The organism is Streptomyces sp. S3(2020) (assembly GCF_013044505.1).
Classification (GTDB): Bacteria; Actinomycetota; Actinomycetes; order Streptomycetales; family Streptomycetaceae; genus Streptomyces.
This window is the reverse complement of the sequence record NZ_JABERD010000061.1, coordinates 1-25,950: the sequence shown is the minus strand read 5'-3', so window position 1 is coordinate 25,950 and position 25,950 is coordinate 1. Positions and strand designations below refer to the sequence as shown.

General features: G+C 69.2%; 23 protein-coding genes. 15 read left to right on the top strand and 8 right to left on the bottom strand.

Annotated features, from left to right (window positions below):
• Positions 1-23: 23 nt before the first annotated feature.
• The 6 genes from HLK59_RS20800 to HLK59_RS20775 all read right to left on the bottom strand — a co-directional run bounded on the left by HLK59_RS20800 (position 24) and on the right by HLK59_RS20775 (position 6,994).
• Positions 24-764 carry a class I SAM-dependent methyltransferase gene (locus tag HLK59_RS20800; RefSeq protein ID WP_171142988.1) on the bottom strand — a complete coding sequence of 247 codons (741 nt, stop codon included), beginning with the start codon at positions 762-764 and terminating at the stop codon, positions 24-26.
• A 174-nt stretch (positions 765-938) separates the two neighbouring features.
• Positions 939-1,985 (bottom strand): dipeptide ABC transporter ATP-binding protein, encoded by a 1,047-nt coding sequence (locus tag HLK59_RS20795; protein ID WP_171142987.1) that lies wholly within the window; start codon positions 1,983-1,985, stop codon positions 939-941.
• A 23-nt stretch (positions 1,986-2,008) separates the two neighbouring features.
• Positions 2,009-3,034, bottom strand: coding sequence for an ABC transporter ATP-binding protein (locus HLK59_RS20790; protein WP_171142986.1), 1,026 nt, complete (start codon positions 3,032-3,034; stop codon positions 2,009-2,011).
• Between the two features lie 9 nt (positions 3,035-3,043).
• Complete coding sequence (locus HLK59_RS20785) at positions 3,044-4,024, bottom strand: ABC transporter permease (protein ID WP_171142985.1); 981 nt, start codon at positions 4,022-4,024, stop codon at positions 3,044-3,046.
• Between the two features lie 82 nt (positions 4,025-4,106).
• Positions 4,107-5,885 carry an ABC transporter substrate-binding protein gene (locus HLK59_RS20780; protein WP_171142984.1) on the bottom strand — a complete coding sequence of 593 codons (1,779 nt, stop codon included), beginning with the start codon at positions 5,883-5,885 and terminating at the stop codon, positions 4,107-4,109.
• A gap of 80 nt (positions 5,886-5,965) precedes the next feature.
• Positions 5,966-6,994, bottom strand: a complete 1,029-nt coding sequence (locus tag HLK59_RS20775; RefSeq protein ID WP_171142983.1) for an ABC transporter permease — start codon at positions 6,992-6,994, stop codon at positions 5,966-5,968.
• 403 nt (positions 6,995-7,397) lie between these two features.
• Between HLK59_RS20775 and HLK59_RS20770 the strand changes: the two genes are divergently transcribed.
• The 5 genes from HLK59_RS20770 to HLK59_RS20750 are packed head-to-tail and all read left to right on the top strand — an operon-like array spanning position 7,398 to position 12,964.
• On the top strand, positions 7,398-9,038 hold the full coding sequence (locus HLK59_RS20770) for an ABC transporter substrate-binding protein (RefSeq protein WP_171142982.1): 1,641 nt from the start codon (positions 7,398-7,400) through the stop codon (positions 9,036-9,038).
• A gap of 6 nt (positions 9,039-9,044) precedes the next feature.
• Entirely contained in the window at positions 9,045-9,968 is a 924-nt protein-coding gene (locus tag HLK59_RS20765) for an ABC transporter permease (RefSeq protein ID WP_171142981.1), read from the top strand.
• On the top strand, positions 9,961-10,938 hold the full coding sequence (locus HLK59_RS20760) for an ABC transporter permease (RefSeq protein ID WP_171142980.1): 978 nt from the start codon (positions 9,961-9,963) through the stop codon (positions 10,936-10,938). Before HLK59_RS20765 ends, HLK59_RS20760 begins: the two co-directional genes overlap by 8 nt.
• 9 nt (positions 10,939-10,947) lie before the next feature.
• Positions 10,948-11,922: an ABC transporter ATP-binding protein gene (locus HLK59_RS20755; protein WP_171142979.1), complete on the top strand. Its 975-nt coding sequence runs from the start codon at positions 10,948-10,950 to the stop codon at positions 11,920-11,922.
• Positions 11,915-12,964, top strand: a complete 1,050-nt coding sequence (locus HLK59_RS20750; RefSeq protein ID WP_171142978.1) for a dipeptide ABC transporter ATP-binding protein — start codon at positions 11,915-11,917, stop codon at positions 12,962-12,964. Before HLK59_RS20755 ends, HLK59_RS20750 begins: the two co-directional genes overlap by 8 nt.
• 546 nt (positions 12,965-13,510) lie before the next feature.
• On the opposite strand, the gene HLK59_RS20745 is transcribed toward HLK59_RS20750, so the two are convergent.
• A complete protein-coding gene (locus HLK59_RS20745; protein ID WP_171142977.1) occupies positions 13,511-15,628 on the bottom strand; it encodes a prolyl oligopeptidase family serine peptidase in 2,118 nt (705 codons plus the stop codon).
• A 174-nt stretch (positions 15,629-15,802) separates the two neighbouring features.
• Between HLK59_RS20745 and HLK59_RS20740 the strand changes: the two genes are divergently transcribed.
• From HLK59_RS20740 to HLK59_RS20695, 10 genes are all read left to right on the top strand, one after another.
• A complete protein-coding gene (locus tag HLK59_RS20740; protein ID WP_171142976.1) occupies positions 15,803-15,997 on the top strand; it encodes a hypothetical protein in 195 nt (64 codons plus the stop codon).
• Between the two features lie 118 nt (positions 15,998-16,115).
• Positions 16,116-16,745: a class I SAM-dependent methyltransferase gene (locus HLK59_RS20735; RefSeq protein WP_171142975.1), complete on the top strand. Its 630-nt coding sequence runs from the start codon at positions 16,116-16,118 to the stop codon at positions 16,743-16,745.
• A gap of 59 nt (positions 16,746-16,804) precedes the next feature.
• The gene (locus HLK59_RS20730) at positions 16,805-17,818 is read left to right on the top strand and encodes an aminoglycoside phosphotransferase family protein (RefSeq protein ID WP_171142974.1); all 1,014 of its coding nucleotides are present in this window, start codon (positions 16,805-16,807) and stop codon (positions 17,816-17,818) included.
• Between the two features lie 58 nt (positions 17,819-17,876).
• A complete protein-coding gene (gene mshB, locus HLK59_RS20725) occupies positions 17,877-18,737 on the top strand; it encodes an N-acetyl-1-D-myo-inositol-2-amino-2-deoxy-alpha-D-glucopyranoside deacetylase (protein WP_171142973.1) in 861 nt (286 codons plus the stop codon).
• The gene (locus HLK59_RS20720; protein ID WP_171142972.1) at positions 18,734-19,144 is read left to right on the top strand and encodes a DUF6113 family protein; all 411 of its coding nucleotides are present in this window, start codon (positions 18,734-18,736) and stop codon (positions 19,142-19,144) included. Before mshB ends, HLK59_RS20720 begins: the two co-directional genes overlap by 4 nt.
• A gap of 250 nt (positions 19,145-19,394) precedes the next feature.
• Positions 19,395-21,878: a hypothetical protein gene (locus tag HLK59_RS20715; protein WP_240982546.1), complete on the top strand. Its 2,484-nt coding sequence runs from the start codon at positions 19,395-19,397 to the stop codon at positions 21,876-21,878.
• 129 nt (positions 21,879-22,007) lie between these two features.
• The gene (locus HLK59_RS20710; protein WP_171142970.1) at positions 22,008-22,928 is read left to right on the top strand and encodes an ABC transporter ATP-binding protein; all 921 of its coding nucleotides are present in this window, start codon (positions 22,008-22,010) and stop codon (positions 22,926-22,928) included.
• Positions 22,922-23,680 (top strand): ABC transporter permease, encoded by a 759-nt coding sequence (locus tag HLK59_RS20705; protein WP_171142969.1) that lies wholly within the window; start codon positions 22,922-22,924, stop codon positions 23,678-23,680. Before HLK59_RS20710 ends, HLK59_RS20705 begins: the two co-directional genes overlap by 7 nt.
• A gap of 5 nt (positions 23,681-23,685) precedes the next feature.
• The gene (locus tag HLK59_RS20700) at positions 23,686-24,876 is read left to right on the top strand and encodes a histidine kinase (RefSeq protein ID WP_171143007.1); all 1,191 of its coding nucleotides are present in this window, start codon (positions 23,686-23,688) and stop codon (positions 24,874-24,876) included.
• Positions 24,873-25,487, top strand: a complete 615-nt coding sequence (locus tag HLK59_RS20695; protein WP_171142968.1) for a response regulator transcription factor — start codon at positions 24,873-24,875, stop codon at positions 25,485-25,487. Before HLK59_RS20700 ends, HLK59_RS20695 begins: the two co-directional genes overlap by 4 nt.
• Positions 25,488-25,551: 64 nt before the next feature.
• Here the strand turns inward: HLK59_RS20695 and HLK59_RS20690 are convergent.
• A partial coding sequence (locus HLK59_RS20690) for a tetratricopeptide repeat protein (RefSeq protein ID WP_171142967.1) occupies positions 25,552-25,950 on the bottom strand: 399 nt, incomplete at its 5' end.

The following is a 25,950-nucleotide window of genomic DNA, read 5'->3' as shown; positions in this document are numbered from 1 at the left end:
CGCGCAGTTCCCCGCGCCCCTCATCAGGTGGCGCTTCGCGCCACCGTGATGATCTCCGGAGCCCCCTGCGTCACCGGGCCCCTGCCCCAGTCGCCGTACTGTTCCTCGATCGTCAGCCCTGCCTCGGTCAGGAAGCCATCCAGTGCCCGCGCGTCGAGGAAGCGCAGGGTGCTGGTGGTGACCTGGGGGCGGTCCCAGCGGACGCCCTCGAAGGTCGAGGTGAACGTGACCCGGTCCCCGAGCACGGGGTGCACGACCTCGTGCCACATCCACGCGACCGTGCCGTCCGCGTCGGCGGCCTCGTGCACACGGTCCGGGGTCCAGGAGTCCCACGCCCGGGCGGCCGGGTTGCGGGTCTCGAAGACGAACCGGCCGCCCTCCGAGAGGGCGGCGCGGACCGCGCGCAGGGCGGTGCGCAACTCCTCGTCGCCGATCAGGGTCTGGAAGGCGTGCCCCGTCATCGTGACGAGGTCGAACTCCCCGTTCCAGGACCGCGAGCGCAGGTCGCCGAGCACCCACTCCACGCGGGGCTCCCGGCGCCGTGCCTGGACGAGCATCGCGGCGGCGGGGTCGAGCCCCATGAGCTGCCCGGGGTGTCCGGCCCGGCGGGCCGCGGCGAGCAGTCGTCCGGTGCCGCAGCCGACGTCCAGCACGGTGGGTGCGGACATCACGAGACCGACGTAGAAGTCGTCGCCCTGACCCCAGGGGTTGAGGGAGTCGTACAGCGCGGCGAGCGAGAGATCCGCGAACGAGCGATCGACCATCGCGGCAGTCTGTCACAGGTGCCTGGGCCATATGACGGGATCCCCGTATGACGAAGGCCCGTACCTGGGGAGGTACGGGCCTTCGTTCCCCTGGAGCGGACGTTCATGGGCTCGGGTCAATGGGCCGAGAAAGTCCGTTCCACAAGGACGGCGGCTGACGGAAAAGGGGTGTTGTCAGACCGCCGTCTCGGGGTCCTTGGAGAGACGGGGAGCCGGAACGGTTCCCTCCGTCTCGGGGTGGTGGCACGCGGTCAGGTGGCCGGGCTTGTTGCCCTCGACCTGGACCAGCGGGGGTGCCTCGGTCGCGCACTTCTCCGTCGCCTTCCAGCAACGGGTCCGGAAACGGCAGCCCGAGGGCGGGTTCAGGGGAGACGGTACATCGCCGGTGAGACGGATGCGCTCGCGGGTCGGTGTATCGTCCACCGTTGCTTCCGGCACGGCGGACAGCAGAGCCCGCGTGTAGGGGTGACGGGGGTTCTCGTACAGGTCGTCGCGGTCCGCGATCTCCACGATCTTGCCGAGGTACATGACCGCGACGCGCTGCGAGAAGTGCCGTACGACGGCGAGGTCGTGGGCGATGAAGACGAACGCGATGCCGAGTTCCTGCTGCACCTTCTGGAGCAGGTTGACGACCTGGGCCTGGATGGAGACGTCGAGAGCCGAGACCGGTTCGTCGGCGACGATCAGCTTCGGTTCCAGGGCCAGGGCGCGGGCGACCCCGATGCGCTGGCGCTGGCCGCCGGAGAACTCGTGCGGGAAGCGGTTGTAGTGCTCGGGGTTGAGGCCGACGATCTCCAGGAGCTCGCGGACCCGCTTCTCGCGGCCGCCCTCCGGGGTGATGCCGTTGATCTCCATCGGGCCCGAGATGATCTTGCCGACCGTCTGACGCGGGTTCAGCGACGCGTAGGGGTCCTGGAAGATCATCTGGATCTCGGAGCGGATCGGCGCCAGCGCCCTGCGGGACGCGTGCGTGATGTCCTGACCGCGGTACGAGATGCTGCCGGCGGTCGGCTCCATGAGCCGGGTGATCAGCCGGCCGGTGGTCGATTTACCGCAGCCCGACTCGCCGACCAGGCCGAGGGCCTCGCCCTCGTTCACCTGGAAGTCCAGGCCGTCGACGGCCTGCACGGCGCCGACCGTGCGGCGGATCGGGAAGCCGCCCTTGACCGGGAAGTGCTTGGTCAGGCCCGAGACGTCCAGGAGGGGGGTGGTGTTGCTCATGGTGGTGAATCCCGTCTTGTACGTCAGTGGGTCCGGGCCGCGACGTGCTCGGTGAAGAGCTCGTGCTTCTGGTCCGCCGTCAGGTGGCACGCCGAGCCCCGCCCGTCGAGGACCTTCAGACCCGGCCGCTCACTGGAGCAGAGCCCGCCGGCGACCTTCTCCGCGAAGGCGCACCGCGGGTGGAAGCGGCAGCCCGACGGCGGGTTGAGCAGCGAGGGGGGCGAGCCCGGGATCGGGGAGAGCGGCACGTCGACCGGCCCGTTCAGGCTCGGCATCGAACCCAGCAGCCCCAGCGTGTAGGGGTGGTCGGGGGTGCGCAGCACCTCCTCCTTGGTGCCCCGCTCCACACAGCGCCCGCCGTACATCACCAGCACGTCGTCCGCGATGTCGGCGATGACACCGAGGTCGTGGGTGATGAAGATGATGGCCGTGCCGAACTCCTGCTGGAGGTCCTTGAGCAGGTCCATGATCTGGGCCTGGACCGTCACGTCGAGGGCTGTGGTCGGCTCGTCGGCGATCAGCAGCTCCGGGTCGCAGACCAGGGCCATCGCGATCATCGCGCGCTGGCGCATACCGCCGGAGAACTGGTGCGGGTAGTCGTCCACCCGCATGTCCGGCTGCGGGATGCCGACCCGGCGCAGCATCTCGATCGACCGCGCCCGGGCCTCCTTGCGGGAGGCGCCGGTGTGCTTGCGGTACGTCTCGCCGATCTGCGCGCCGATGGTGTGGTAGGGCGACAGGGAGGCCAGCGCGTCCTGGAAGATCATGGACATCTTGTTGCCGCGCAGCTTCTCCAGTTCGCGCTCGGAGGCGGTGATCAGCTCCTTGCCGTCGAGCAGGATCTCGCCGTCGAGCGTGGTGTTGCGCGGGTCGTGCAGGCCCAGGATCGCCATGTTGGTGACGGACTTGCCGGAGCCCGACTCACCGACGATGCCGAGGGTCTGGCCCTTCTCCACGTCGAAGGAGAGCCCGTCGACGGCCTTGACGACACCGTCCTCGGTGGAGAAGTGGACTTTGAGGTCGCGGACGGAGAGGAAGGGGGTGCTCATGGTCTCTCCTTAAGCGAGGCGCACGCGCGGGTCGATGAGGGCGTACAGGGCGTCGACGACGATGTTGAAGACGACGATCGCGCCGGCCGCGACCAGGACGACACCGAGCAGCATCGGCAGGTCGTTGGTGCTGACCGCCTTGACGGAGAGCATGCCGAGGCCCTGGAGGCTGAACGTCGACTCGGTGATGATCGCGCCGCCGAGCAGCACACCGAGGTCGAGGCCGAAGATGGTGACGATCGGCCCCATCGCGCCGCGCCAGGCGAAGCGGAAGAAGACCGTGCGGCGGGACATGCCCTTGGCACGGGCCGTACGGACGTAGTCCTCGCTGAGCGCCTCCACCATCTGGGAGCGCGTCATACGGGTGTAGTTGGCCGTCCAGATCAGGGACAGCACGATCCATGGCACCAGCAGACCCTTGGCCCAGGCCGCGGGATCGTCCGTGAAGGGGGTGTAGCTGGCCCGGTCCAGCACCTTCCACTGGTCGACCAGCAGATAGGTGGCGAGGACGCCGACGACGTAGATCTGCATCGAGGACGCGACCAGCGAGGCGGAGCTCGCGATCTTGTCGAGGGCCTTGCCCTGCTTCACGGCGGCCAGCATGCCCGCGCCGATGCCGAAGGTCAGGTAGATGACCGAGCTGCCGAGCGAGAGCGACAGGGTGGTCGGGAAGCGGTCCATGATGGTGCCGAGGACCGGCTCGCGGTTCTGGAACGAGTAGCCGAGGCAGGGCGCGTTGCAGTTGCCGAACGACGTGTAGTCGCGGCCGACGAAGATGCCCTTCAGCCAGTCCCAGTACTGCACAGGCAGTGGATCGGCGATCCCCAGGTTCTTCCGCACCAGCTCCAGGGTCTCGGGGGTGCAGGCCTTGCCGCAGGCGATGCGGGCGGGGTCGCGCGGGGCGGCGTAGAACAGGACGAAGACGATGGCGCTGATGATCAGCAGGATCACCGCGGCGCCGAGAATTCGTCGGACAAGGAAGCGGAGCATGGCAGTTGGGATTTCCTGACGGATGCCGAAGGGGGGAAGGAGGCGGGGCGGCCGGGGGCCGCCCCGCCACGAGGGCCGGTCGTCAGGCCTTCACGAACGTCTTGTAGAGCAGGGTCGCGGAGAAGTTCGGGTCGAACATCGCTCCACCGACCTTGTTGCCGTAGACGTAGTAACGGCGCTGGTACATCTCGGGGATGATCGGCGCGACTTCTTCCATGATCCGCTTGTCGAGCGCGGCCCAGGCGGCACCGGCCTTCTTCTGGTCGGTGATGACCACGTTCTTCTGGATGGTCTCGTCGATCCAGGAGACCTTCGTCTGCGAGACGTTGTAGAGACCGTCGCCGACGCTGGCGCTGTCGAACAGCGGCTGCATCATCGTGTAGGCGGTCGGCCAGTCCGGGGACCAGCCGTACCACATGACGTCGAAGGAGTTGTCGACCTTGGCGATCTGGTCGTAGTACGTCGTCGAGTCGATCGGCTTGATGACCGGGGTGAAGCCGGCCTCCTTCAGCGCGTTCTCGATGACGACCTTGGTCTTGTTGTAGGTCGGGTCCTGCGGGAAGGCGTAGACGATCTTCACGCCCTCCTTGCCGGCCTCCTTCAGCAGCTTCTTCGCGGCGGCCGGGTCACCCTGCGGCTTCTTCAGCTTGCCGTAGATGTCGAACTTCTCGCGGCCCAGGATGTCGGGGCTGAGGATCGTGGTCGCGAAGTCGCCGGAGGACGGGCCGCCGTAGATCTGGCGGATCTGCTGGAGCGGCCAGGCCATGTTGAGGGCCTGGCGGACCTTCAGGTCGGTGACGCGCTTGGTGTTGATCGCGTAGTAGTACGTGCCGGTGAGCAGGCCGTTGAAGGTGCGCTTCTTCAGGTCCGGGTCGGTGAGGACCTTCTGGATGCGCTCGGCGGGCACGCCCTTGTAGATGGAGACCGCGAAGGCGTCGTTGCCCTGGGAGGCGATGAGACGGTCCGTGGAGTCCAGGGTCTCGATGCCGAAGGTGAACTCGAAGCCGTCCGGGTAGTTGTTGCGGATGGCGTCGGTCGCCGGGTCCCAGTTCTTGTTGCGGACCAGCGTCATCGACTTGTCGGTCGTGTGGTTCTTGATCTTGTACGGACCACAGGCGGCCGGGTTCTTGTCGTACTTCTCCTTGGTGTCCAGCTTCGGGGACACCGCGGCGTACGAGTGCATCGCCATCGTGAAGTTGAAGTCGGGGCGGGCCTCGGCCAGGTTGAACGTGATCGTCCGCTTGGCCTTGTCCGTCACGATCTCCGAGAGGTGCTTGCCCTTGTAGGGACCCTCGTAGGCGTCACGCCACTTGCCGCCCTTGCCGGTCAGCGCGATCTGGACGTAGCTGGCGGACTCGATGATGTACGAGGCCCACAGCCGCTCGATGCCGTGGCGCACGTCCTCGACGGTCAGCTCGCTGCCGTCCTCCCACTTCAGACCCTCCTTCAGCGTGAAGGTCCAGGTCTTGCCCGCGTTGGACATCGTGCCGGTGTCCGTGGCCAGGTCGCCGACGAGCTTCTGCGAGCCGTCCGCGGCGACCTTGTAGCCGGTCAGGCAGCGGTGCAGGAGGAGCGCGGCGGTCGAGTTGTACGCGTAGTAGATGCGACCCGGGTCGAGGTGCGAGAAGTCGTCCGGGGCCAGACCGTAGATCGTCCCGCCCTTCTTCGCCCCGGCGATCTCCGGCGCGGGGCCGGTCGAGTCCGCCGCGGTGCCGACCGTGACCTTGGAGTACGTCTTGGCACCCTCGGTCGCGCTGCCGCCGCTGCCGCCCGCGTCGCCGCTGCTGCACGCGGACAGCAGCGTCGAGCCCGCGGCCGCGACGCTTGTGGCTATGACGAAGTTTCTGCGGGAAAGAGACATGGCTGACCCGATTTCTTGTGGATAGGGATGGTGCTTGGTGTACTCCGGCCGGGCCCCGTCGCTCGGCGGAGTGGGGTGACTCAGCGCTTCGTCTTGGGGTCCAGCGCGTCGCGGACCGAGTCGCCGAGCAGGTTGAAGGCGACGACGAAGATCACCATGGAGAGACCAGGGAAGAGCATGAAGGTGATGTCGTCCTGGTAGTACTTGGCGCCGAACTGGAGCATGACGCCCCAGTCGGGCGTGGGGTCCGTGAGACCCACGCCGAGGAAGGCGAGCCCCGCCTCCGCCGTCACGTAGGCGGGCAGCAGGAGCGTCGACTGGATCAGGATCGGCGTCCACAGGTTGGGCAGCAGTTCCTTGAAGATGATCCGGGCCGGCGAGGCACCGGTGACCTTGGCGGCCTCCACGAACTCCCGCTCGCGCAGGGCGAGCACCTCGCCGCGCAGCAGTCGGGCGATGGAGGCCCAGCCGAAGGCGGTCATCACGGTGATGAGGCTGGTGACGGTGAGCCAGATCGGGGTGTTCTCCTCCGGCGACACGAAGATCGCCAGGACGACCGGCCAGAAGGCGATGAAGAACAGCGTCTGCGGGAAGGCCAGCAGGATGTCGATGACCCGGCCGACGAAATAGTCCGTGCGGCCGCCCAGGTAACCGGCTGTGATGCCGATGACGACGCCGAGCAGGGTGGTCAGGACCGTGGCCGCGGTGGCGATGAGCAGCGAGTTGCGCATGCCGTAGAGCAGGAAGGTGAGGACGTCCCGGCCGAGCTGCGGCTCGACGCCGAACCAGAAGTCACCGCTGATGCCGCCGTTGGCCTTGACCGGGAATCCGAACTCGTTGAGCAGCCCCGGAGTGTTGATGCCGTACGTCGTGTACGGGTTCTTGCCGTACAGCTTGGCGATCAGTGGAGCGCCGATCGAGACGACGAAGAAGAAGAGGACCACATAGCCGGATATGACGCCTGCGCGGTCCCGCTTGAAACGGCTCCAGGCGAGCCGTCCCGGCGAGCGGCTCTCGTTGCCCTTGAGAGCCGAGGACTTCGCCGGTGCCGCGCTGTCTTCGTCGGTCACCTCGAGTGAAGTGACCGGGGAAGGGGTTGGGGGGGTCATGATGCTCCGTGCCCTGTGGATCAAGGACTCCGCAGGGCGGTCCCTACGGGCTACGCCGGACTTTTTCAACGCAATTCATTCAAGGTCAATAAATTCTCGGTCGCCTTGGGTGTCTCTTTACTTTCTTTGCCTTTCTTTGACCAGCCTGTAGCTACGCGTGTAGCGTGCCGTGATCGGCTCGTGTCTTACATCGGGCCAACTACCTGAATCGGGCAATGAGTTCGATATGCGGACGCTGGCGTGTCGAAATCCGTACATAGGAGGGTCGCAATCCAACGGTTCGGCATCGGATCGTGAAGATCCATTGCGTGCCTCCCCGAAAGGGTGACTACGTGTGCGGTATGCCTGTTTTGAGCCGATATTGGCCGGTAACGGAACAGTGCAGTCACACAGGAGGAACTCCATGCGCGGAGCCACGCACGCCAAATGGGCCGCATGCGCGGTGGCGGTAGCCCTCGCCGCCACAGCCTGCGGGGGCGGGGACAGCGACAGCGGCGGTGGCAGTGGCGACGGCAGCGCGACGCTGAGCTCCTCCTGGGGTGACCCGCAGAACCCGCTGGAGCCCGCCAACACCAACGAGGTGCAGGGCGGCAAGGTCCTCGACATGATCTTCCGGTCCCTGAAGAAGTACGACCCGGAGACCGGCGAGGCCAAGGACATGCTCGCCGAGAAGATCGAGACGAGCGACTCCCAGAACTTCACGATCACCGTCAAGGACGGCTGGACCTTCTCCAACGGCGAGAAGGTCACGGCGAAGTCGTTCGTGGACGCCTGGAACTACGGGGCCAGCCTCAAGAACAACCAGAAGAACGCGTACTTCTTCAGCTACATCGACGGCTACGACAAGGCTCACCCCGAGGACGGCAGCAAGCAGAGCGCCCAGACGCTCTCCGGACTGAAGGTCACCGGCACCAACACCTTCACCGTCAAGCTCAGCCAGAAGTTCTCGACCTTCCCCGACACCCTCGGCTACCCGGCCTACGCCCCGCTCCCGCAGACGTTCTTCACCGACCACGCGGCCTGGGTGAAGAAGCCGGTCGGCAACGGCCCGTACACGATCGACTCGTACACCAAGGGCTCGCAGATGGCCCTGAAGAAGTGGGACGGCTACCCCGGTGACGACAAGGCGCAGAACGGCGGTGTGACCCTCAAGGTCTACACCGACAACAACACCGCCTACACCGACCTCATGGCCGGCAACCTCGACCTGGTCGACGACGTCCCGGCCGCCCAGCTCAAGAACGTCTCCGGCGACCTCGGCGACCGGTACATCAACACCCCGGCCGGCATCATCCAGACCCTCGCGTTCCCGTTCTACGACAGCGACTGGAACAAGAGCGGCATGGAGAAGGTCCGCACCGGCCTCTCCCGTGCGATCGACCGCGACCAGATCACCGAGACGATCTTCCAGAAGACCCGCACCCCCGCGACCGACTGGACCTCCCCGGTCCTCGGCGAGGCGGGCGGCTTCCAGGACGGCCTGTGCGGTGACGCCTGCGACTACGACCCCGACGAGGCCAAGAAGCTCATCGAGGAGGGCGGCGGCCTCCCCGGCGGCGGGATCAAGATCACGTACAACGCGGACACCGGCTCCCACAAGCTGTGGGTCGACGCGGTCTGCAACTCCATCAACAACGCGCTCGACAACGACAAGGCCTGCGTCGGCAACCCGGTCGGCACCTTCGCCGACTTCCGCACCCAGATCACCGACAAGAAGATGTCGGGCCCGTTCCGGGCCGGCTGGCAGATGGACTACCCGCTCATCCAGAACTTCCTCCAGCCGCTCTACTACACCAACGCCTCCTCCAACGACGGCAAGTGGTCCAACAAGGACTTCGACAAGCTCGTCGACGAGGCGAACGCCGAGACCGACACCGCCAAGGCGATCGAGACGTTCCAGAAGGCCGAGGAGGTCGTCCGGGACAACATGGCCGCCATCCCGCTCTGGTACCAGAACGGCAGCGCCGGCTACTCGGAGCGGCTGTCCAACGTCAAGCTCAACCCCTTCAGCGTCCCCGTCTACAACGAGATCAAGGTCAGCTGACCCGCCATGGGACGCTATGTCGTCCGGCGTCTGCTCCAGATGATCCCGGTGTTCATCGGTGCCACCCTCCTGATCTTCCTCATGGTCAACGTGATGGGCGACCCCATCGCGGGCCTGTGCGGCGACCGGCAGTGCGACCCCGCCACGGCCGCCCAGCTGAAGAAGGAGTTCGGCCTGGATAAACCGGTCTGGCAGCAGTACCTGACCTACATGGGGAACGTCTTCACCGGCGACTTCGGCACCGCGTTCAACGGGCAGGAGGTCACCGAGCTGATGTCGACGGCGTTCCCCGTGACGATCCGACTGACGATCGTCGCGATCTTCTTCGAGATCGTCATCGGCATCACGCTGGGTGTCGTCACGGGCCTGCGCCGCGGCCGGCCCGTCGACACCACGGTCCTGATGTTCACGCTCGTGGTGATCTCGGTCCCGACGTTCGTCACCGGTCTGCTGCTCCAGCTCCTCCTCGGCGTCGAGTGGGGCTGGATCAAACCGTCGGTGTCCACGGAGGCCACGTTCAGCGAGCTGATCGTGCCGGGCCTCGTCCTGGCGTCCGTGTCCCTCGCCTACGTGACCCGGCTGACCCGCACCTCCATCGCCGAGAACCGGCGCTCCGACTACGTCCGTACGGCGGTGGCGAAGGGCCTGCCCCGCCGGCGGGTCATCAGCCGCCACCTGCTCCGCAACTCGCTCATCCCGGTCGTCACGTTCATCGGCACCGACATCGGCGCCCTGATGGGCGGGGCCATCGTCACCGAGCGCATCTTCAACATCCACGGCGTCGGCTACCAGCTCTACCAGGGCATCCTCCGCCAGAACACCCAGACCGTCGTCGGGTTCGTGACGGTCCTGGTGCTGGTGTTCCTGGTCGCCAACCTGATCGTCGACCTCCTGTACGCCGTCCTCGACCCCAGGATCCGCTATGCCTGAGCAGCCCCAGGAAGACCAGGCGATCGCCGCGACCGGCATGGGCGGCGCGATGGATCTGGCGATGGCGGAGGGGGAGACGCTGGAGAAGACTCCGGGCGGTCCGCAGGGAACAGGCCCCGCGGACAAGCCCCGCAGCCTCTGGTCGGACGCCTGGCGAGACCTCCGCCGCAACCCCGTCTTCATCATCTCCGGCCTGGTCATCCTCTTCCTGATCGTCATCTCCCTCTGGCCGTCCCTGATCGCCTCCGGCAACCCCCTCAAGTGCGAACTCGCCAAGGCCCAGGAGGGCTCACAGCCCGGACACCCCTTCGGCTTCGACGGCCAGGGCTGCGACGTCTACACACGCACGGTGTACGGCGCCCGTACGTCGGTGACGGTCGGCGTCTGCGCCACGCTCGGGGTCGCGATCCTCGGCTCGGCCCTCGGCGGGCTGGCCGGCTTCTTCGGCGGGTTCTGGGACTCGATCCTGTCCCGCGTCACGGACGTGTTCTTCGCGATCCCGGTGGTCCTGGGCGGCCTGGTGCTGCTCTCGGTGGTGACCAGCAACACGGTCTGGCCGGTGATCGGCTTCATGGTGCTGCTCGGCTGGCCGCAGATCTCCCGGATCGCACGGGGCTCGGTGATCACGGCCAAACAGAACGACTACGTGCAGGCGGCGAAGGCGCTGGGCGCGTCCAACTCCCGCCAGCTGCTGCGCCACATCGCGCCGAACGCGGTCGCCCCGGTCATCGTCGTGGCGACGATCGCGCTGGGCACGTACATCGCCCTGGAGGCGACCCTGTCCTACCTCGGCGTGGGCCTGAAGCCCCCGACCGTCAGCTGGGGCATCGACATCTCCTCGGCCTCCGCCTACATCCGCCAGGCCCCCCACATGCTCCTCTGGCCGGCCGGCGCCCTCGCCCTCACCGTCCTCGCGTTCATCATGCTCGGCGACGCGGTCCGCGACGCCCTCGACCCGAAGCTGAGGTGAGTCGGCGTCATGCTGCTCGAAGTGCGTGATCTGCAGGTGGAGTTCCGGACGCGGGACGGGGTCGCCAAGGCCGTCAACGGGGTCGACTACTCGGTGGACGAGGGCGAGACGCTCGCCGTGCTCGGTGAGTCCGGGTCCGGCAAGTCGGTGACGGCCCAGGCGGTGATGGGGATCCTCGACATGCCGCCCGGGCGGATCACCGGTGGCGAGATCCTCTTCCGCGGCAAGGACCTGCTGAAGCTCAAGGAGGAGGAGCGGCGGAAGGTCCGTGGCGCCGAGATGGCGATGATCTTCCAGGACGCGCTGTCCTCGCTGAACCCGGTGCTCTCCGTGGGCGACCAACTCGGCGAGATGTTCGTCGTCCACCGCGGGATGTCGAAGAAGGACGCGCGGGCCAGGTCGATCGAGCTGATGGACCGCGTCCGCATCCCGGGCGCGAGGGAGCGGGTCAAGCAGTACCCGCACCAGTTCTCCGGCGGTATGCGCCAGCGCATCATGATCGCGATGGCGATGGCCCTGGAACCCGCCCTGATCATCGCCGACGAACCGACGACCGCACTCGACGTGACGGTCCAGGCCCAGGTCATGGACCTGCTCGCGGAGTTGCAGCGCGAGCTCAACATGGGGCTCATCCTCATCACCCACGACCTCGGCGTCGTCGCGGACGTCGCCGACCGGATCGCGGTGATGTACGCGGGCCGGATCGTCGAGTCGGCCCCCGTCCACGACATCTACAAGGCGCCGGCCCACCCCTACACCAAGGGTCTCCTGGACTCCATCCCGCGCCTTGACCAGAAGGGCCAGGAGCTCTACGCCATCAAGGGACTGCCCCCCAACCTCATGAACATCCCGCCGGGCTGCGCCTTCAACCCCCGCTGCCCGATGGCCCAGGACGTGTGCCGGACGGACGTGCCTCCGCTGTACGACGTCTCGGAGGACCGCACGAGCGCCTGCCACTTCTGGAGGGAGACCCTGAATGGCTGAGCCTCGGGAGCCGATCCTGGAGGTGAGCGGGCTGGTCAAGCACTATCCGCTCACCACGGGCATCCTCTTCAAGAAGCAGGTCGGCGCGGTGAAGGCGGTGGACGGCGTCGACTTCGCCCTCGACCGCGGCGAAACCCTGGGCATCGTGGGTGAGTCGGGCTGCGGCAAGTCCACGGTCGCCAAGATGCTGGTCAACCTGGAACGGCCGACCGCCGGCACGATCAAGTACAAGGGCGAGGATCTCACCAAGCTCTCCGGCAAGGCCCTCAAGTCGGTGCGCCGCAACATCCAGATGGTCTTCCAGGACCCGTACACGTCCCTCAACCCCCGTATGACGGTGGGCGACATCATCGGGGAGCCGTACGAGATCCATCCGGAGGTGGCGCCGAAGGGCGACCGCAGGAAGAAGGTCCAGGACCTCCTGGACGTGGTCGGCCTGAACCCGGAGTACATCAACCGCTACCCGCACCAGTTCTCCGGCGGCCAGCGCCAACGCATCGGTATCGCACGGGGATTGGCGCTCCGCCCGGAGGTGATCGTCGCGGACGAGCCGGTCTCGGCGCTCGACGTCTCCGTCCAGGCCCAGGTCATCAACCTGATGGACCGTCTCCAGAACGAGTTCGAGCTCTCGTGCGTCTTCATCGCCCACGACCTGTCGATCGTCCGCCACATCTCGGACCGGGTCGGGGTCATGTACCTCGGCCGCATCGTGGAGATCGGCAAGGACGCGGAGATCTACGACCACCCCACGCACCCCTACACCCAGGCCCTGCTCTCCGCGGTCCCGGTCCCCGACCCCGAGGCCCGTGAACACCGAGAGCGCATCATCCTCTCCGGAGACGTCCCCTCCCCGACGAGCATCCCCTCCGGCTGCCGCTTCCGAACCCGCTGCTGGAAGGCCCAGGAACGCTGCGCCCTGGAGGTACCGGCGTTGGCGGTACCGAGCGAGTTCCGCCTGCTGCCGGGCCCGGCCGCGCACGACTCGGCGTGCCATTTCGCGGAGGAGAAGCAGGTGGTGCCGCCGGAGGAGAAGGAGGGGTGACAGGGGTTGGGTATCTCGCCGTTCTGCCCCGGCCATGTTGTCCAGCCGCCCCCTTGTGCGGCTGTGCGCCGACCGATGCGCAGACCCGGAAAGTTATGATCACCAGCGCGTGGTGGGTATGAACTTCCAGCAACGGAAAGGGCCCCCAGCGCGATCGGCTTCCCAACCAACACCGCGCTGAAGGCCCGCCCCCAGGCGAACCTGGAAGGTGATGCGGAATGACCGTACCTCAGTGCATGGATGCCCCTCGGGGCCGTTGGACACACGGCGCGAACGGGTGGCGCGGTGTCGTCGTCATCGTCACGATCACTGTCATCGTGACGATGTGCGCCGGGCTGAGCCCCGAGTGGGTGATGGCGGTCGCGGCGCTCCTCACCGCCGTCGAGGCACGCCAAAACCGTGCAAATGCTTACCAACCGCGTTAACACGCAGGCAACTCGGCCGACCCGATCCCGATATACGGACGCGTCAGTCTGAACAACGTACGGCCGTGCGGGTGCCGTAAACGGACCGGGGTGCGCCATGTCACCCCGGTCCGTTGCCTTGTCAGGAAAGTCCCAACGCCCGCTTGAGGAAGTCGACCTGGAGGAGCAGCAGGTTCTCCGCGACCTGCTCCTGCGGGGTCATGTGGGTCACGCCCGAGAGGGGCAGGACCTCGTGCGGGCGGCCCGCGGAGAGCAGGGCCGAGGACAGCCGGAGCGCGTGGGCGACGACCACGTTGTCGTCCGCCAGGCCGTGGACGATCATCAGCGGGCGGTGCGGCTCGGCGGGGGAGGAGAGGCCCTCGTCGGTCACCAGGGAGCTCTTGGCGTACGACTCGGGGGACGCCGTCGGATCGCCCAGGTACCGCTCCGTGTAATGCGTGTCGTACAGCCGCCAGTCCGTCACCGGCGCCCCCGCGATCCCGGCGTGGAAGACGTCGGGCCGCCGCAGCACCGCGAGCCCCGCCAGCCAGCCGCCGTAGGACCAGCCCCGGATCGCCACCCGGGAGAGGTCGAGCGGATGCGACTTCGCCAGTGACTCCAGCGCCTCGACCTGGTCGTCCAGGGACACCGTGAGGTCGTGGTGGATCGCCTTCTCCCAGGCGGGCGAGCGGCCGGGCGTGCCGCGCCCGTCCGCGACGACCACCGCGAAACCCTGGTCGGCGAACCACTGCGAGGTGAGGTGCGCGTTGTGGGCGGCCAGCACGCGCGGACCGTGCGGACCACCGTAGGGATCCATCAAAACCGGCAACGGGGTCGCACCGTCGTGATCGTGAGGCAGAAGCACGGCGCATGGGATCCGCCGTGCGCCCCCCTCGGTGAGGATCATGCGCGGGGACATACCGGGATCTTCGGCGTACGAGGTGATGGTCGCCGTCGTCTTGCCGTCCCGCAGCACCCGCGCCCGGGACCCCGCGAGGTCCGGCGTCGCGGACACCAGCACCGTCACGCCCCCGGCGCGCACCGCCGAGTGCACGCCCGGCCCCTGCGAGACGCGCTCCATGCCGAGCTCGTTCACCCGGTACACATGCACCTCACCGGTCTCCGGCGCGGGCGCGCGTTCCCCGGCCGACGCCGAGATCAGCACGTCGTCGTCGGAGACGTCCAGCACCGCGCGGACGTGCAACTGCGGTCCCGTCAGCGGACGTTCGCCCACCGCGAGGACCCGCGCACCCCCCTCGTCGGCGATCCGGACGAGCCGCCCGGAAGGGCTCCAACAGGGCACCCCCGGGAAAAGATCAAGCCAAATTGGATCTTCGTCGGCATGCACCATCCGCGTCGTCCCCGACTCCGGGTCCACGGCGAGGAACAGCTGGCTGCGCTGGTCCCGGGCCTGCACGAGGAGCAGCGGCGCACCCGCCGCTGACCAGTGCACATGCGCCAGATACGGGTAACGCTTCCGGTCCCAGGACACCTCCGTGCGCGCCCCGCCGAGGTCGATCACGAAGAGCCGGACCTCCGCGTTCGCCGTGCCCGCCGCCGGGTACGCGACGTGCTGTGGATCACGTTCGGGACGGGCCGGGTCGGAGATCCACCAGCGCCGTACCGGAGTGTCGTCCGCGCGCGCGACCAGCAGCCGGTCCGACTCCGGCGACCACCAGAACCCCCGCGACCGTCCCATCTCCTCGGCCGCGATGAACTCCGCGAGCCCGTAGGTGACCTGTTCCGACTCCGGCTCGGCCAGCGCCCGGTCGCCCTCGCCCTCGGCGCCCGTGATGCGCAGGGCGCCCTGTGCGACGTATGCGACGAACCGGCCGTCGGGGGAGGGGCGCGGGTCGATCACCGGCCCGGGGACGGGGAGTTCACGTGCCGTGCCGGCCCGCAGCTCCGCCGCGAAAAGCCGTCCTGACAAGGCGAAAGAGGCCAACTCGACCGCCGCGTCGGTGGCGTAGCCCACGATGCCGGCGCCGCCCTCACGGCTGCGCTCGCGCCGCGCCCGCTCCTCGGGCGACAGGTCCTCCGAGGCACCGCCGAGCAGGGCGTGCGGGTCGGCCGCCACGCGCTCCCCGCCGTCCGCGGGGTCGAGCACCCACAGTGAACTCGCCCGGTCGGTACCGGAGGACGAGCGCAAGAACACGACACGGGAACCGTCGGGAGCCACCGTGAACGCGCGTGGGGCGCCGAGCGTGAACCGCTGGGTCCGGGCATGCCGGCGGGGGAAGGAGTCGGACGTCGTCGTCATGCTCCGACCATATTGGCCATGCGCCCCCTTGTGCGGCCGTGCGCCGACGGATGCGCGCGCACGGATAGTTATGATCACTAGCGCATAGTGGGTATGAACCTGCTGGCGCCTGTATGGATTTATCTGCCCCCTGGTCCGACCCCGCGCTCTTGGGATCTTTGGAGGTGAGCCGCCGTGGCACTTTCGATTTCGGCGGTGGTGCTGCTGGCGATCATCGTCTTCCTGCTGGTCAAGAAGTCAGGACTGAAGGCCGGACATGCGGTCGTCTGCATGTTGCTCGGCTTCTATCTGGCCTCTTCGACCGTGGCGCCGACGATCAGCGAGCTGACGACGAACATCGCGGGGATGATCGGCAGCATCAAGTTCTGACGCCGCCCCGCCCGGCCTGTTGTCCCCCCTCGCGTGTCTCCGGCTCCGTAGGCTTTGACGACGGATCCAGGGCGAGCGAGGGCTTCTCTCGTCGCCCGCGGGTGTTAGTTTCCTGCCCGTGTTGACACACCAGGACGAGACCAGGGCGGCCTACGACGGGGTCGTCGAGCTCTATTCCTCGATGTTCACCAGCCGGTTGGAGACGCGGCCGTTCGCCCGGAACATGATCGCCACCTTCGCCGAGCTCGTGCGTGATGCGGGGAACCTGCGGGTGGCCGACGTCGGGTGCGGACCCGGCCATCTGACGGCCATGCTGCGCGACTTGGGGTTGGACGCCTTCGGGATCGACCTCTCCCCGGCGATGGTCGCTCACGCCCGCCGGACCGAGCCCGCGCTGCGGTTCGACGTAGCGCGGATGGAGGCTCTGCCGGTCGAGGACCACGCGCTGGGCGGAGTGCTGGCCCACTACTCGATGATCCATACCCCACCTGAAGAACTCCCCGCGGTGCTCGCTGAGCAGGTGCGTGTCCTGGCACCCGGGGGCCTGCTGCTGGTGTCCTTCTTCGGAACCGAGGCACCGGAGCCGGTCCGCTTCGACCACAAGGTGGCGCCCGCCTACAGCTGGCCGCCGGAGCAGTTCGCCGAGTTGTTGGCCGGGGCCGGACTCGCCACGCTGGCTCGGTTGCTCCACGACCCGGCGTCCGAGCGGGGCTTCCTCGACACCCACTTGCTGGCCCGCCGCCCGTAAGGCGTTGCCCGTGACATGGGTCGAGGGGCTGCGGCGGGCCGGCGCGTAGGGTGCCCGGGATGATCGCGATGCCGGAGGAGTTCGCCCGGAGTACCGTCAGCCGCGAGGGCGAGACCGGGGCGGCGTGGCTCGCCGAGCTGCCCGGGATCGTGGAGGAGCTGCTGGGGCGCTGGGGGTGCGTGCCGGACGGCGAGGTCATGCACGGGGGCGTCGGTGTCATCGTTCCGGTACGGCGGCGAGGCGAGGGGAGCGCCGTGCTGAAGGTGTCGTTTCCGCATCCCGGCAACGTCCATGAGCCGGACGCGTTCGTTGCGTGGGGCGGGCGCGGCGCCGTGCTGCTGCATGAGCGTGACGACGATCGGTTCGCGATGCTGCTGGAGCGGGTTCGGTCGTCGACCCTGGCGGAGGTCGAGGACGGCGACGAGGTGATCACGGTCGCCGGGCGGCTCAATCGCCGTTTGGCCGTACCCGCACCGCGCGGCCTGCCCCGGCTGTGTGAGCAGGTCGGCGGCTGGGAGGAACACCTGTGCAAGGACGCCGAAGAACTGGCGCATGCGCTGCCGCGTCACGTGCTGGATGCCGCCGTGGCGACCGTTCGGGAGCTGGGCCGGGCCCAGCCGGACACCCTCGTCCATGGTGACCTCCATGCCCGGAACATCCTGCGTGCCGACCGAGAGCCGTGGCTGGCCGTGGACCCCAAGGGGTATGTGGGAGATCCCGCCTACGACGGCGGCACACTGCTGAAGTCCCGTGCGCTGACGCTCCTCGAAGCGGATGACCTGCGCAAGGCTGCCCACCGCGTCCTGGACGTCTTCGCCGAGGCCGCGGAACTCGATCGTGAACGCGTCCGGCGGTGGGCCCAGTTCCATGCCGTCCAGGCCGCGTTCTGGGGCCGCCGCCACGGTTTTCGTATCGCCCGCAGCGGACCACGACTGGACTCGCTCACCGAATTCGCCGACCGCCTGGCGAAGTTGCTCACCGACGGCTCGACTACTTCCATCCGGAGATCGTCCAGAGGTGCGACGCGTCGCGCTCGCCGTCGCCCACGTCTTCGACGACCAGGGGTGACGTAGCGGCGGCAGGGCAGTGGGTGGGCACGGGTGGAGGCCGGGAGCCTCGTAGGGTGGGTCCATGACGGAACCCCCCGCCCGGCGTCTGCTGCTGGTGCACGCGCACCCGGACGACGAGTCGATCAACAACGGCGCGACGATGGCTCGCTATGCGGCCGAGGGTGCCCTCGTGACCCTGGTCACCTGCACGCTCGGTGAGCGCGGCGAGGTCATCCCGGCCGAGCTCCAGCACCTCACCGGCGCCGTCCTCGGCGAGTACCGGCTGGGCGAGCTCACCGCCGCGATGCGCGAGCTCGGCGTCCAGGACTTCCGTCTGCTCGGCGGCCCCGGTCACTACCGGGACTCCGGGATGATGGGCCTCGCCGACAACGACGACCCCGCCTGCTTCTGGCAGGCGGACGTCGACGAGGCCGCAGCCCAGCTGGTCAAGGTGATCCTGGAGGTACGCCCCCAGGTGCTCGTCACCTACGACGAGCACGGCGGCTACGGCCACCCCGACCACATCCAGGCCCACCGCGTCGCCATGCGTGCCGCCGACCTGGCCGCCGAAGCGGGCTGGACGATCCCCAAGATCTACTGGAACCGCGTCCCGCGCTCGGTGGGCGAGGAGGCCTTCGAGCGGCTGGCCGAGGTGCTGCCCGGGCTGCCCTTCGACAAGCCGGGCGTCCTCGACGACGTCCCCGGTGTCGTGGCCGACGAACGGATCACCACCGAGATCGACGGCACCGCGTACGCCGCCGCCAAGGCCGCCGCGATGGCCGCGCACGCCACCCAGGTCACCGTCGCCGAGCCGTACTTCGTGCTGTCCAACGACCTCGCGCAGCCCGTCTTCACCACCGAGTACTACGAGTTGGTACGCGGCGAAAAGGCACCCGGAGCGCGCGAGACCGATCTTTTCGCCGGTACGGAGGCGACCTCGTGAACGAGCCCGGATCCCTGCTCGCCCAGCCCCTGAAGGCGCCCGCCGCCGGACGGGCGCTGGTGTACGTCGGCCTCTTCGCGCTCGGCGCGGTCGTCGGCGCCGCCGGGTCACTGGTGCAGGCCGGCTGGTTCCCGGGCGGGCTGCTGCTCGCGCTCGCCGGTGAGGCCGGGCTCTGCGTGGGCGGCGCGCGCGCCCTCGGCAGCCGGGGCGGGGCCGTCGCCCCCGCCGGTGGTTGGATGCTCGCCGTCATCCTGCTCACCGCGAGCCGACCCGAAGGGGACTTCCTCTTCGGCGCGGGAACCGGCTCGTATCTGTTTCTGCTCGGCGGGATGGCCACAGCTGTGATCTGCGCCACGCTTGGGCTGGGGCGGCAACCGGGCGGCGATGGCGTCCGACTTGGCAAGTGACGTACCACTTCGCCGCCGCTGGGACGTGCGAGTCCGGTGTGGGTTTCCCCAGCGGTCGTGGGATACGCGCCAGAAGTGGCCAGTATGGTGGTGCGCGCCGCCGAGCCGCCCGCGCAGTTGAGGTCGACACGGCCGGTGGAGCCAACCGGGAGAACCTGCCTTGAGTCGTGAAACTGACAGTCCGTCCTCCGGGCCCAACGGGCGCGGTGGAGCCGCCTACCCTTCGGGCACGCCGCCCTATGGGACCCCCATGGCTTCCGACGACGGTACGGACGCGGGCCGTTCGGGCGCGCAGTCCGAGGAACGCAAGACCGAGACCACGCTGACGACCCGTATCCGGATCAACATCCCCGGGTCGCGGCCCATTCCGCCGGTCGTCGTGCGTACACCGGTCGCGGATGCCGAGCCCGCCGCGCCCGCCGCGGCCGCCGCGGCCGAGACGCCGGCACCGGGCGCCCCCACGGGCCCCGCCGCGCCTGTGGCCGAGCCCGCGCCGCCCGCCGACGAGAAGGCGAGCAACTGGTTCGCGCCGCGCAAGTCCGGCCCGCCCAAGGGCGGTCAGGGCGGCGGTGCGACCAACGGGGCGGGTGTGCCCGGCGGTTCGGGTGCGGCTGGTGCCGGTGCCGGTGCCGGTGCCGGTGCCGGTGCCCCTGCCGCTCCGGCCGGTGCGCGTCCGGCGTCCGGCGCCGGACGCCCCGGTGGTGTGGTCGGTGCCATGAGCGTGCCCGGCGGTCCCCGTCCCGGCGGCGGTACGAACGGTGCGGGGCTCCCCGGTGCGACCGGCGGACCCGTGGCGCCCGGACACGGCGGCGGCACCGGCTCCTTCGACGTGACCGAGGCGCTGGCGGCGGGGCCGCTGGGCAACGGCCCGCGTCCGGGTGGCGAGCCGCGGCGCGACGAGCTGCCGTACTTCACGGAGCGCGGCGGCGGTGCGCAGAACGGCCAGAACGGTCAGAGCGTCCAGAGCGGACCTGTCGGACAGGGCGGTTACGGCGCCCAGGGCGGCCCGGGTGGCATGGGCGGCCCGGGCGGCCCGGGTGGCGCGAACGGCTTCGGCGGCTCCGACGACTTCAACAGCTCTACGGGATCGCACCGCCTGGACGACTTCAACAGCTCGACCGGCTCGCACCGCTTCGACCCCTCCAACGACTTCAACGGCCCGAACGACTTCACCGGCCCCAACGGCCGTGGCGGCCCCCAGGGCCCCGCGGGTCCGACCGGCGGCCCGGTCACCGGTGACGGCCCGGTCGTACCGCCGGTCAGCGGCGGTCCGGGCGGATTCGCCGGTCCTGGTGTTCCGGGCGGCCCTGGTGGTCACCGCGGACCTGGCGGCCCTGGTGGCCCCGGCGGTCAGCCGCGTCCCGGCGGCCCCGGACCCGGTGTCCTGGGCGGCTACGGCGCCCCTGGCGGTCCCGGTGCTCCCGGTGCCTCCGCCGGAATGACCGGCCTCGCAGGTCCCGGCGCGGGCACCCTCCCCGGTGCCGGTCCCCACGGCGGCCCCGGCGGACCCGGTCGTGGCCCCGGTGGCGGTCTGAGCGACGACACCGCGATCCTCACCCCGCAGAAGCCGGCCCCCGAACCGGGCGCCCCCGGCTACGGCACCCCGCTGGACAACGTCTCCGGGCACACCGTCACCAGCGGCATCCCGGTCGTGCCGCCCGGCGTCCAGAACTCCCCGTTCGGGCCGGGCGCCCCGTCCGACGGGCCGATGCAGCACACCGCGCCGAAGCTCCCCGAGCCGGTGGCGCAGAACGTGCCGGCCTCGTCCAAGAAGGCCAAGAAAGCCAAGAAGAAGGGCCGCAACAAGCTGGTCCTGGTCGGCAGCGGTCTGTTCGTCATCGCGGGCGGCGCCTACGGTGCCGGGCTGCTGATGAACCACTCCGACGTGCCCAAGGGCACCACGGTGCTCGGCGTCGACATCGGCGGCGGCACCCGCGACGACGCCGTCAAGAAGCTCGACGAGGCCTTCGGCGACCGGGTGAACAAGCCGCTGAAGCTGTCGGTCGGCGGCAAGACCGTCGAGCTCAAGCCGGACCAGGCGGGCCTCCAGTTCGACGAGCAGGCCACGGTCGCCGCGGCCGCGCAGAGCGACTACAACCCCATGTCCGTCATCGGCTCCCTCTTCGGCAACCACCGCGTCGTCGACCCGAACATGCCGGTCGACGAGGAGAAGCTGACCGCCGCCCTCCAGGACGCCGGCGGCGCCTCGGGCTCGGTGACCGAGGGCACGATCAAGTTCACCTCCGCCGGCAAGGCCGTCGCCGTCTACGGCAAGGAGGGCAAGGGCATCGACGTCGCCAAGTCGACCACCGCGGTCGAGGAGGCGTACCGCGCCCAGGTGGAGACCGGCAACGGCGGCACGGTGACGGTCGCGACGACCGCCCAGCAGCCGTCGATCACCAACGCCGAGGTCGACCGCATGATGAAGGCGTTCGCGAAGCCCGCGATGTCCGGTCTCGTCACGATCACGGGCGGCAGTCAGCCGATCCAGTTCGGCGCCCTGTCCCTGCCGAAGATCCTCGGCGTCAAGGCCATCGACGGCAAGCTCGTGGACACCTACGACCTGGAGGCGCTGAAGGAGGCGTACGGCACCACCTTCGACGGCGTGAAGGTCACGACGGCGACCGGGAAGCGGGACGTCCTGCCGCAGGACGTCGTCTCCGTACTGCGCAAGGTGCTGCTCGGCAAGACGACCGCGGAGCGCACCGGGGAGATCGACACCAACCCCAGCTAGCGGTCCTCGCACCGACGAGGGGGCATCCGGCACACGCCGGGTGCCCCCTCGTCGTATGACATCTGTCATCCGGCAGTCAGGACCGCCGACACTGCCGGGCGAGAAGGCCCGCGCGGCACCCTGGATCGCATGACAACGACAGCGGTCGAATTCGACCAGGTGAGCAAGGCGTACGGCGATGTGCGGGCCGTGGACGGTCTGACACTGAGTCTGTATCCGGGCGAGACCGTGGCTCTGCTGGGGCCCAACGGGGCCGGTAAGTCGACCACGCTCGATCTGCTGCTCGGACTGAGGAACCCCGACAGCGGCAGGGTGCGGATCTTCGGCAGCGGACCGCGGGAGGCGATCGTCGCCGGGCGGGTCGGGGCGATGCTCCAGAGCGGCGGGCTGATGGACGAGGTGACGGTCGCGGAGCTGGTGCGGCTGGCCTGCGGTCTGCACCCGAAGCCGTACCGGCCGAACGACGTGCTCGCCCGCGCCGGGATCTCCCAGCTCGCCGACCGCAAGGTCGACAAGCTCTCCGGCGGCCAGGCCCAGCGGGTCCGCTTCGCCCTCGCGACCGCCGGCGACAGCGACCTGATCGTCCTCGACGAGCCCACCACCGGCATGGACGTCACCACCCGCCAGGGCTTCTGGGCCACCATGCGCGAGCAGGCCGACCAGGGGCGGACCGTCCTGTTCGCCACCCACTACCTCGAAGAGGCCGACGCGATCGCCGACCGCGTGCTCGTCCTGCACCGCGGCCGGCTCCTCGCGGACGGGACCGCGGCCGAGATCAAGGCGAAGGCGGGCGTACGGCGGATCTCCTTCGACCTGGAGGACCGTGCCGAGGGCCGCGTCGACGAGACCGCCCTGCGCGGCCTTCCCTTCCTCACCACCCTCACCGTCTCCGGTCCCACCGTCCGGATCCAGTCCACCGACGCCGACGCCACCGTCCACGCCCTCTACGGCCTGGGCCTCTACCCCCGCAACCTGGAGGTCGCCGGGCTCGGCCTGGAGCAGGCGTTCGTCGCCATCACCGCCGCCGAGGAGGCTCGTACCTCATGCTGAGTCCATTCGCCTCGCGGGGCCTGATCAAGCTGGAACTCACCCGCGCCCTACGCAACCGCAAGTTCCTGTTCTTCTCGGTGATCTACCCGTCGGTCCTGTTCCTGCTCATCGGCGGCAGCGCCGACAGCACCTCGAAGGTCGACGGGACGGGCCTGACCCTGCCGACCTACATGATGGTCTCGATGGCCTCCTTCGGCGCCCTCACCGCCGTCCTGATGGGCAACAGCGAGCGCATCGCCAAGGAGCGGGAGAACGGCTGGGTGCGGCAGCTGCGGCTGACCGCGCTGCCGGGCCGGGGCTACGTCCTCGCGAAGACCGCGAGCGCCGCGGTCGTCAGCCTGCCGTCCATCGTCGTGGTCTTCGCCGTCGCCGCGGTCGTGAAGGACGTACGACTGGACGCCTGGCAGTGGCTCGCCCTCACCGGCGCGATCTGGGCCGGCAGTCTCGTCTTCGCCGCGCTCGGCGTGGCCATCGGCTACCTCGCGAGCGGGGACGCGGTCCGACCGATCACGATGATCACCTACTTCGGGCTGTCCATCCTCGGCGGCCTGTGGATGCCGACGACGACCTTCCCGACGTGGCTTCAGGACATCGCCGAGTGGGTGCCCACGCACGCGTACGCTGCCCTGGGGCAGGCGATCGAGCAGAGCCAGGCCCCGCATGCCAAGGACATCGCCGTCCTCGCCGTCTTCTTCGCCCTGTTCACCGGCGGCGCGGCCTGGCTGTACCGGAAGGACACGCTGAAGGCGTGAGGACGATGACCGACGACGGGCTGCCCGCCGACCTCCGGGCGGAGAACCCGATCCGGGTGGGCCAGGCGCCCCGCAACCGGGCGGACGCGCTGCGCAAACTCGTCTGGATCCTGCCCTGGCTGATCTTCCTCGGTTCACCGGTGCAGGACCTGAACTCCGGCGACCATTCGACGGCCGCGACCGCGGCGGGCTGGGTGGCCCTGGTCTCCTTCACCGGCGTCTATCTGACCCTGGTCTTCAGGAACATGGGCCGGCCCTTCTCCGGCCCGGCGGTGGGCGCCCTCGTCGCCCTGCTCGGCACACTCGCGGTGGTCCTGTGCCTCAGCCTCGGCAGCGCCTGGATCGGCCTGTTCGTGTACGTCTCCGTCACCTGCGGCGCCACTCTGCCGCAGCGGATCGCGTACTGGGCGGTCGGGGCGAACACCCTCGCGATGGTCCTGGTCGGCCTGCACGTGGGCGCGGACGACTGGAGCCTGATCCTGGTGGTGCTGCTCCTGGGCTTCGCGATGATGGGCGTGAAGCAACTGGTGCGGACGACCGTGGAGTTGCGCAAGGCCCGTGCGACGGTGGCCCAACTGGCCGCGAACGAGGAGCGGTTGCGCCTGGCCAGGGATCTGCACGACCTCCTCGGCCACTCGCTCTCGCTGATCACCCTCAAGAGCGAGCTCGCGGGCCGGATGCTCCCCGCCCACCCCGACAAGGCGGCCCAGCAGGTCGCCGACATCGAACAGGTCAGCCGCCAGGCCATGGTCGACGTCCGCGCGGCCGTCTCCGGCTACCGGCGCGCCCGGCTCTCCGCCGAACTCGCGGGCGCCCAGGTCGCCTTGACCGCGGCCGACATCATCGCGCAGGTGCCCGCCGAACCCGACCTCGACGGCGTCCCCGAGGAGAGCGAGACCGCCCTCGCCTGGGCGCTGCGCGAGGCGGTCACCAATGTCGTACGGCACAGCGGCGCGACCCGCTGCACGATCGAGGTCCTGCCGCGGCAGACCCTCGACGGACCGGTACTGGAACTCTCCGTCGAGGACAACGGCTCGGGCGGCTCCGGCAAGGGCCCCGGCAACGGTCTGACGGGCCTGACCGAACGTCTGGAGAAGGCCGGCGGCACCCTGGAGGCGGGCCGTACGAAGCACGGGTTCCGCCTGGTCGCCCGGGTCCCCGCCGCCACGTCCGCGCCCGTAGGATCCGGCGCATGAGCCCTACGATCAAGGTCCTCCTCGCCGAGGACCAGTCGATGGTCCGCGAGGCACTCGCCGCCCTCCTCGGCCTGGAGGACGACATCGAGGTCGTCGCCCAGGTGGCCCGCGGCGACGAGGTGCTCGCCGCGGTCCGCGCCCACGACGTCGACGTGGCCCTCCTGGACATCGAGATGCCGGGCGCCACGGGCATCGAGGCGGCCGCCCGGGTCCACGAGGAGCTCCCGGCGGTCAAGCTGGTCGTCCTCACCACCTTCGGCCGCCCCGGCTACCTCCGCAGCGCGATGGAGGCGGGCGCCGACGCCTTCCTCGTCAAGGACGCCCCCGCGGCCCAACTGGCGGCAGCGGTACGCAAGGTGCTGGCGGGGGAGCGGGTGATCGACCCGACGCTGGCGGCAGCGGCGTTGGCGGACGGCGCGAACCCGTTGACGGACAGGGAGCGCGAGGTCTTGAGGGCGGCGGAGGACGGCTCGACGAACGCGGAGTTGGCGGAGTCCTTGCACCTGTCGCAGGGAACGGTCCGGAATTACTTGTCGACGGCCATTCAGAAGCTGGCAGTGAGAAATAGGGCGGAGGCAGCGCGCCTGGCAAGGGAGAAGGGCTGGCTGTAACGCCGTCAGGGGCGCGGGGAACTGCGCGACAAGCCACAACGAACCCGCAGTCGCCCCACAACCGTCAGTTCAACATCGCTCGCGCGGCATGAGCCTGCTGCCGAACCCGAGCAGAAGCCGACTCATCCACGGCCTCCACGACATCCGCGTACGCATCCAACTCCCGCGCCCCGCCCAGGAAATCCCCCCGCTGCACCAACAACTGAGCCCGCTCGTACCGAAGCCGCGCCGGATGCGAAGGCAGCAGCAGCCCCAACTCCACCGCCCACAACGCCACATCCGACCGCTCCGGCCGGGCCACCGCCCACGCCCGCACGTTGTTCAGAATCCGCAGCACCACGTCCAACGGATCCGCCGGCACCAACATCGACGGCTGCAACGGCGCCCCCGTCGCCCCCGCCACCAGCAACTCCGCATCCGCTCCGCTCAACACCCGCCCCCCGTCGAACGGATCGGCCAGCAC

Excerpts from the sequence above, each read along its gene's own strand:
- HLK59_RS20800 (WP_171142988.1), bottom strand. The coding sequence starts at position 764 with ATGGTCGATCGCTCGTTCGCGGATCTCTCGCTCGCCGCGCTGTACGAC.
- HLK59_RS20795 (WP_171142987.1), bottom strand. The coding sequence starts at position 1,985 with ATGAGCAACACCACCCCCCTCCTGGACGTCTCGGGCCTGACCAAGCAC.
- HLK59_RS20790 (WP_171142986.1), bottom strand. The coding sequence starts at position 3,034 with ATGAGCACCCCCTTCCTCTCCGTCCGCGACCTCAAAGTCCACTTCTCC.
- HLK59_RS20785 (WP_171142985.1), bottom strand. The coding sequence starts at position 4,024 with ATGCTCCGCTTCCTTGTCCGACGAATTCTCGGCGCCGCGGTGATCCTG.
- HLK59_RS20780 (WP_171142984.1), bottom strand. The coding sequence starts at position 5,885 with ATGTCTCTTTCCCGCAGAAACTTCGTCATAGCCACAAGCGTCGCGGCC.
- HLK59_RS20775 (WP_171142983.1), bottom strand. The coding sequence starts at position 6,994 with ATGACCCCCCCAACCCCTTCCCCGGTCACTTCACTCGAGGTGACCGAC.
- HLK59_RS20770 (WP_171142982.1), top strand. The coding sequence starts at position 7,398 with ATGCGCGGAGCCACGCACGCCAAATGGGCCGCATGCGCGGTGGCGGTA.
- HLK59_RS20765 (WP_171142981.1), top strand. The coding sequence starts at position 9,045 with ATGGGACGCTATGTCGTCCGGCGTCTGCTCCAGATGATCCCGGTGTTC.
- HLK59_RS20760 (WP_171142980.1), top strand. The coding sequence starts at position 9,961 with ATGCCTGAGCAGCCCCAGGAAGACCAGGCGATCGCCGCGACCGGCATG.
- HLK59_RS20755 (WP_171142979.1), top strand. The coding sequence starts at position 10,948 with ATGCTGCTCGAAGTGCGTGATCTGCAGGTGGAGTTCCGGACGCGGGAC.
- HLK59_RS20750 (WP_171142978.1), top strand. The coding sequence starts at position 11,915 with ATGGCTGAGCCTCGGGAGCCGATCCTGGAGGTGAGCGGGCTGGTCAAG.
- HLK59_RS20745 (WP_171142977.1), bottom strand. The coding sequence starts at position 15,628 with ATGACGACGACGTCCGACTCCTTCCCCCGCCGGCATGCCCGGACCCAG.
- HLK59_RS20730 (WP_171142974.1), top strand. The coding sequence starts at position 16,805 with ATGATCGCGATGCCGGAGGAGTTCGCCCGGAGTACCGTCAGCCGCGAG.
- mshB (WP_171142973.1), top strand. The coding sequence starts at position 17,877 with ATGACGGAACCCCCCGCCCGGCGTCTGCTGCTGGTGCACGCGCACCCG.
- HLK59_RS20715 (WP_240982546.1), top strand. The coding sequence starts at position 19,395 with ATGGCTTCCGACGACGGTACGGACGCGGGCCGTTCGGGCGCGCAGTCC.
- HLK59_RS20710 (WP_171142970.1), top strand. The coding sequence starts at position 22,008 with ATGACAACGACAGCGGTCGAATTCGACCAGGTGAGCAAGGCGTACGGC.
- HLK59_RS20705 (WP_171142969.1), top strand. The coding sequence starts at position 22,922 with ATGCTGAGTCCATTCGCCTCGCGGGGCCTGATCAAGCTGGAACTCACC.
- HLK59_RS20700 (WP_171143007.1), top strand. The coding sequence starts at position 23,686 with ATGACCGACGACGGGCTGCCCGCCGACCTCCGGGCGGAGAACCCGATC.
- HLK59_RS20695 (WP_171142968.1), top strand. The coding sequence starts at position 24,873 with ATGAGCCCTACGATCAAGGTCCTCCTCGCCGAGGACCAGTCGATGGTC.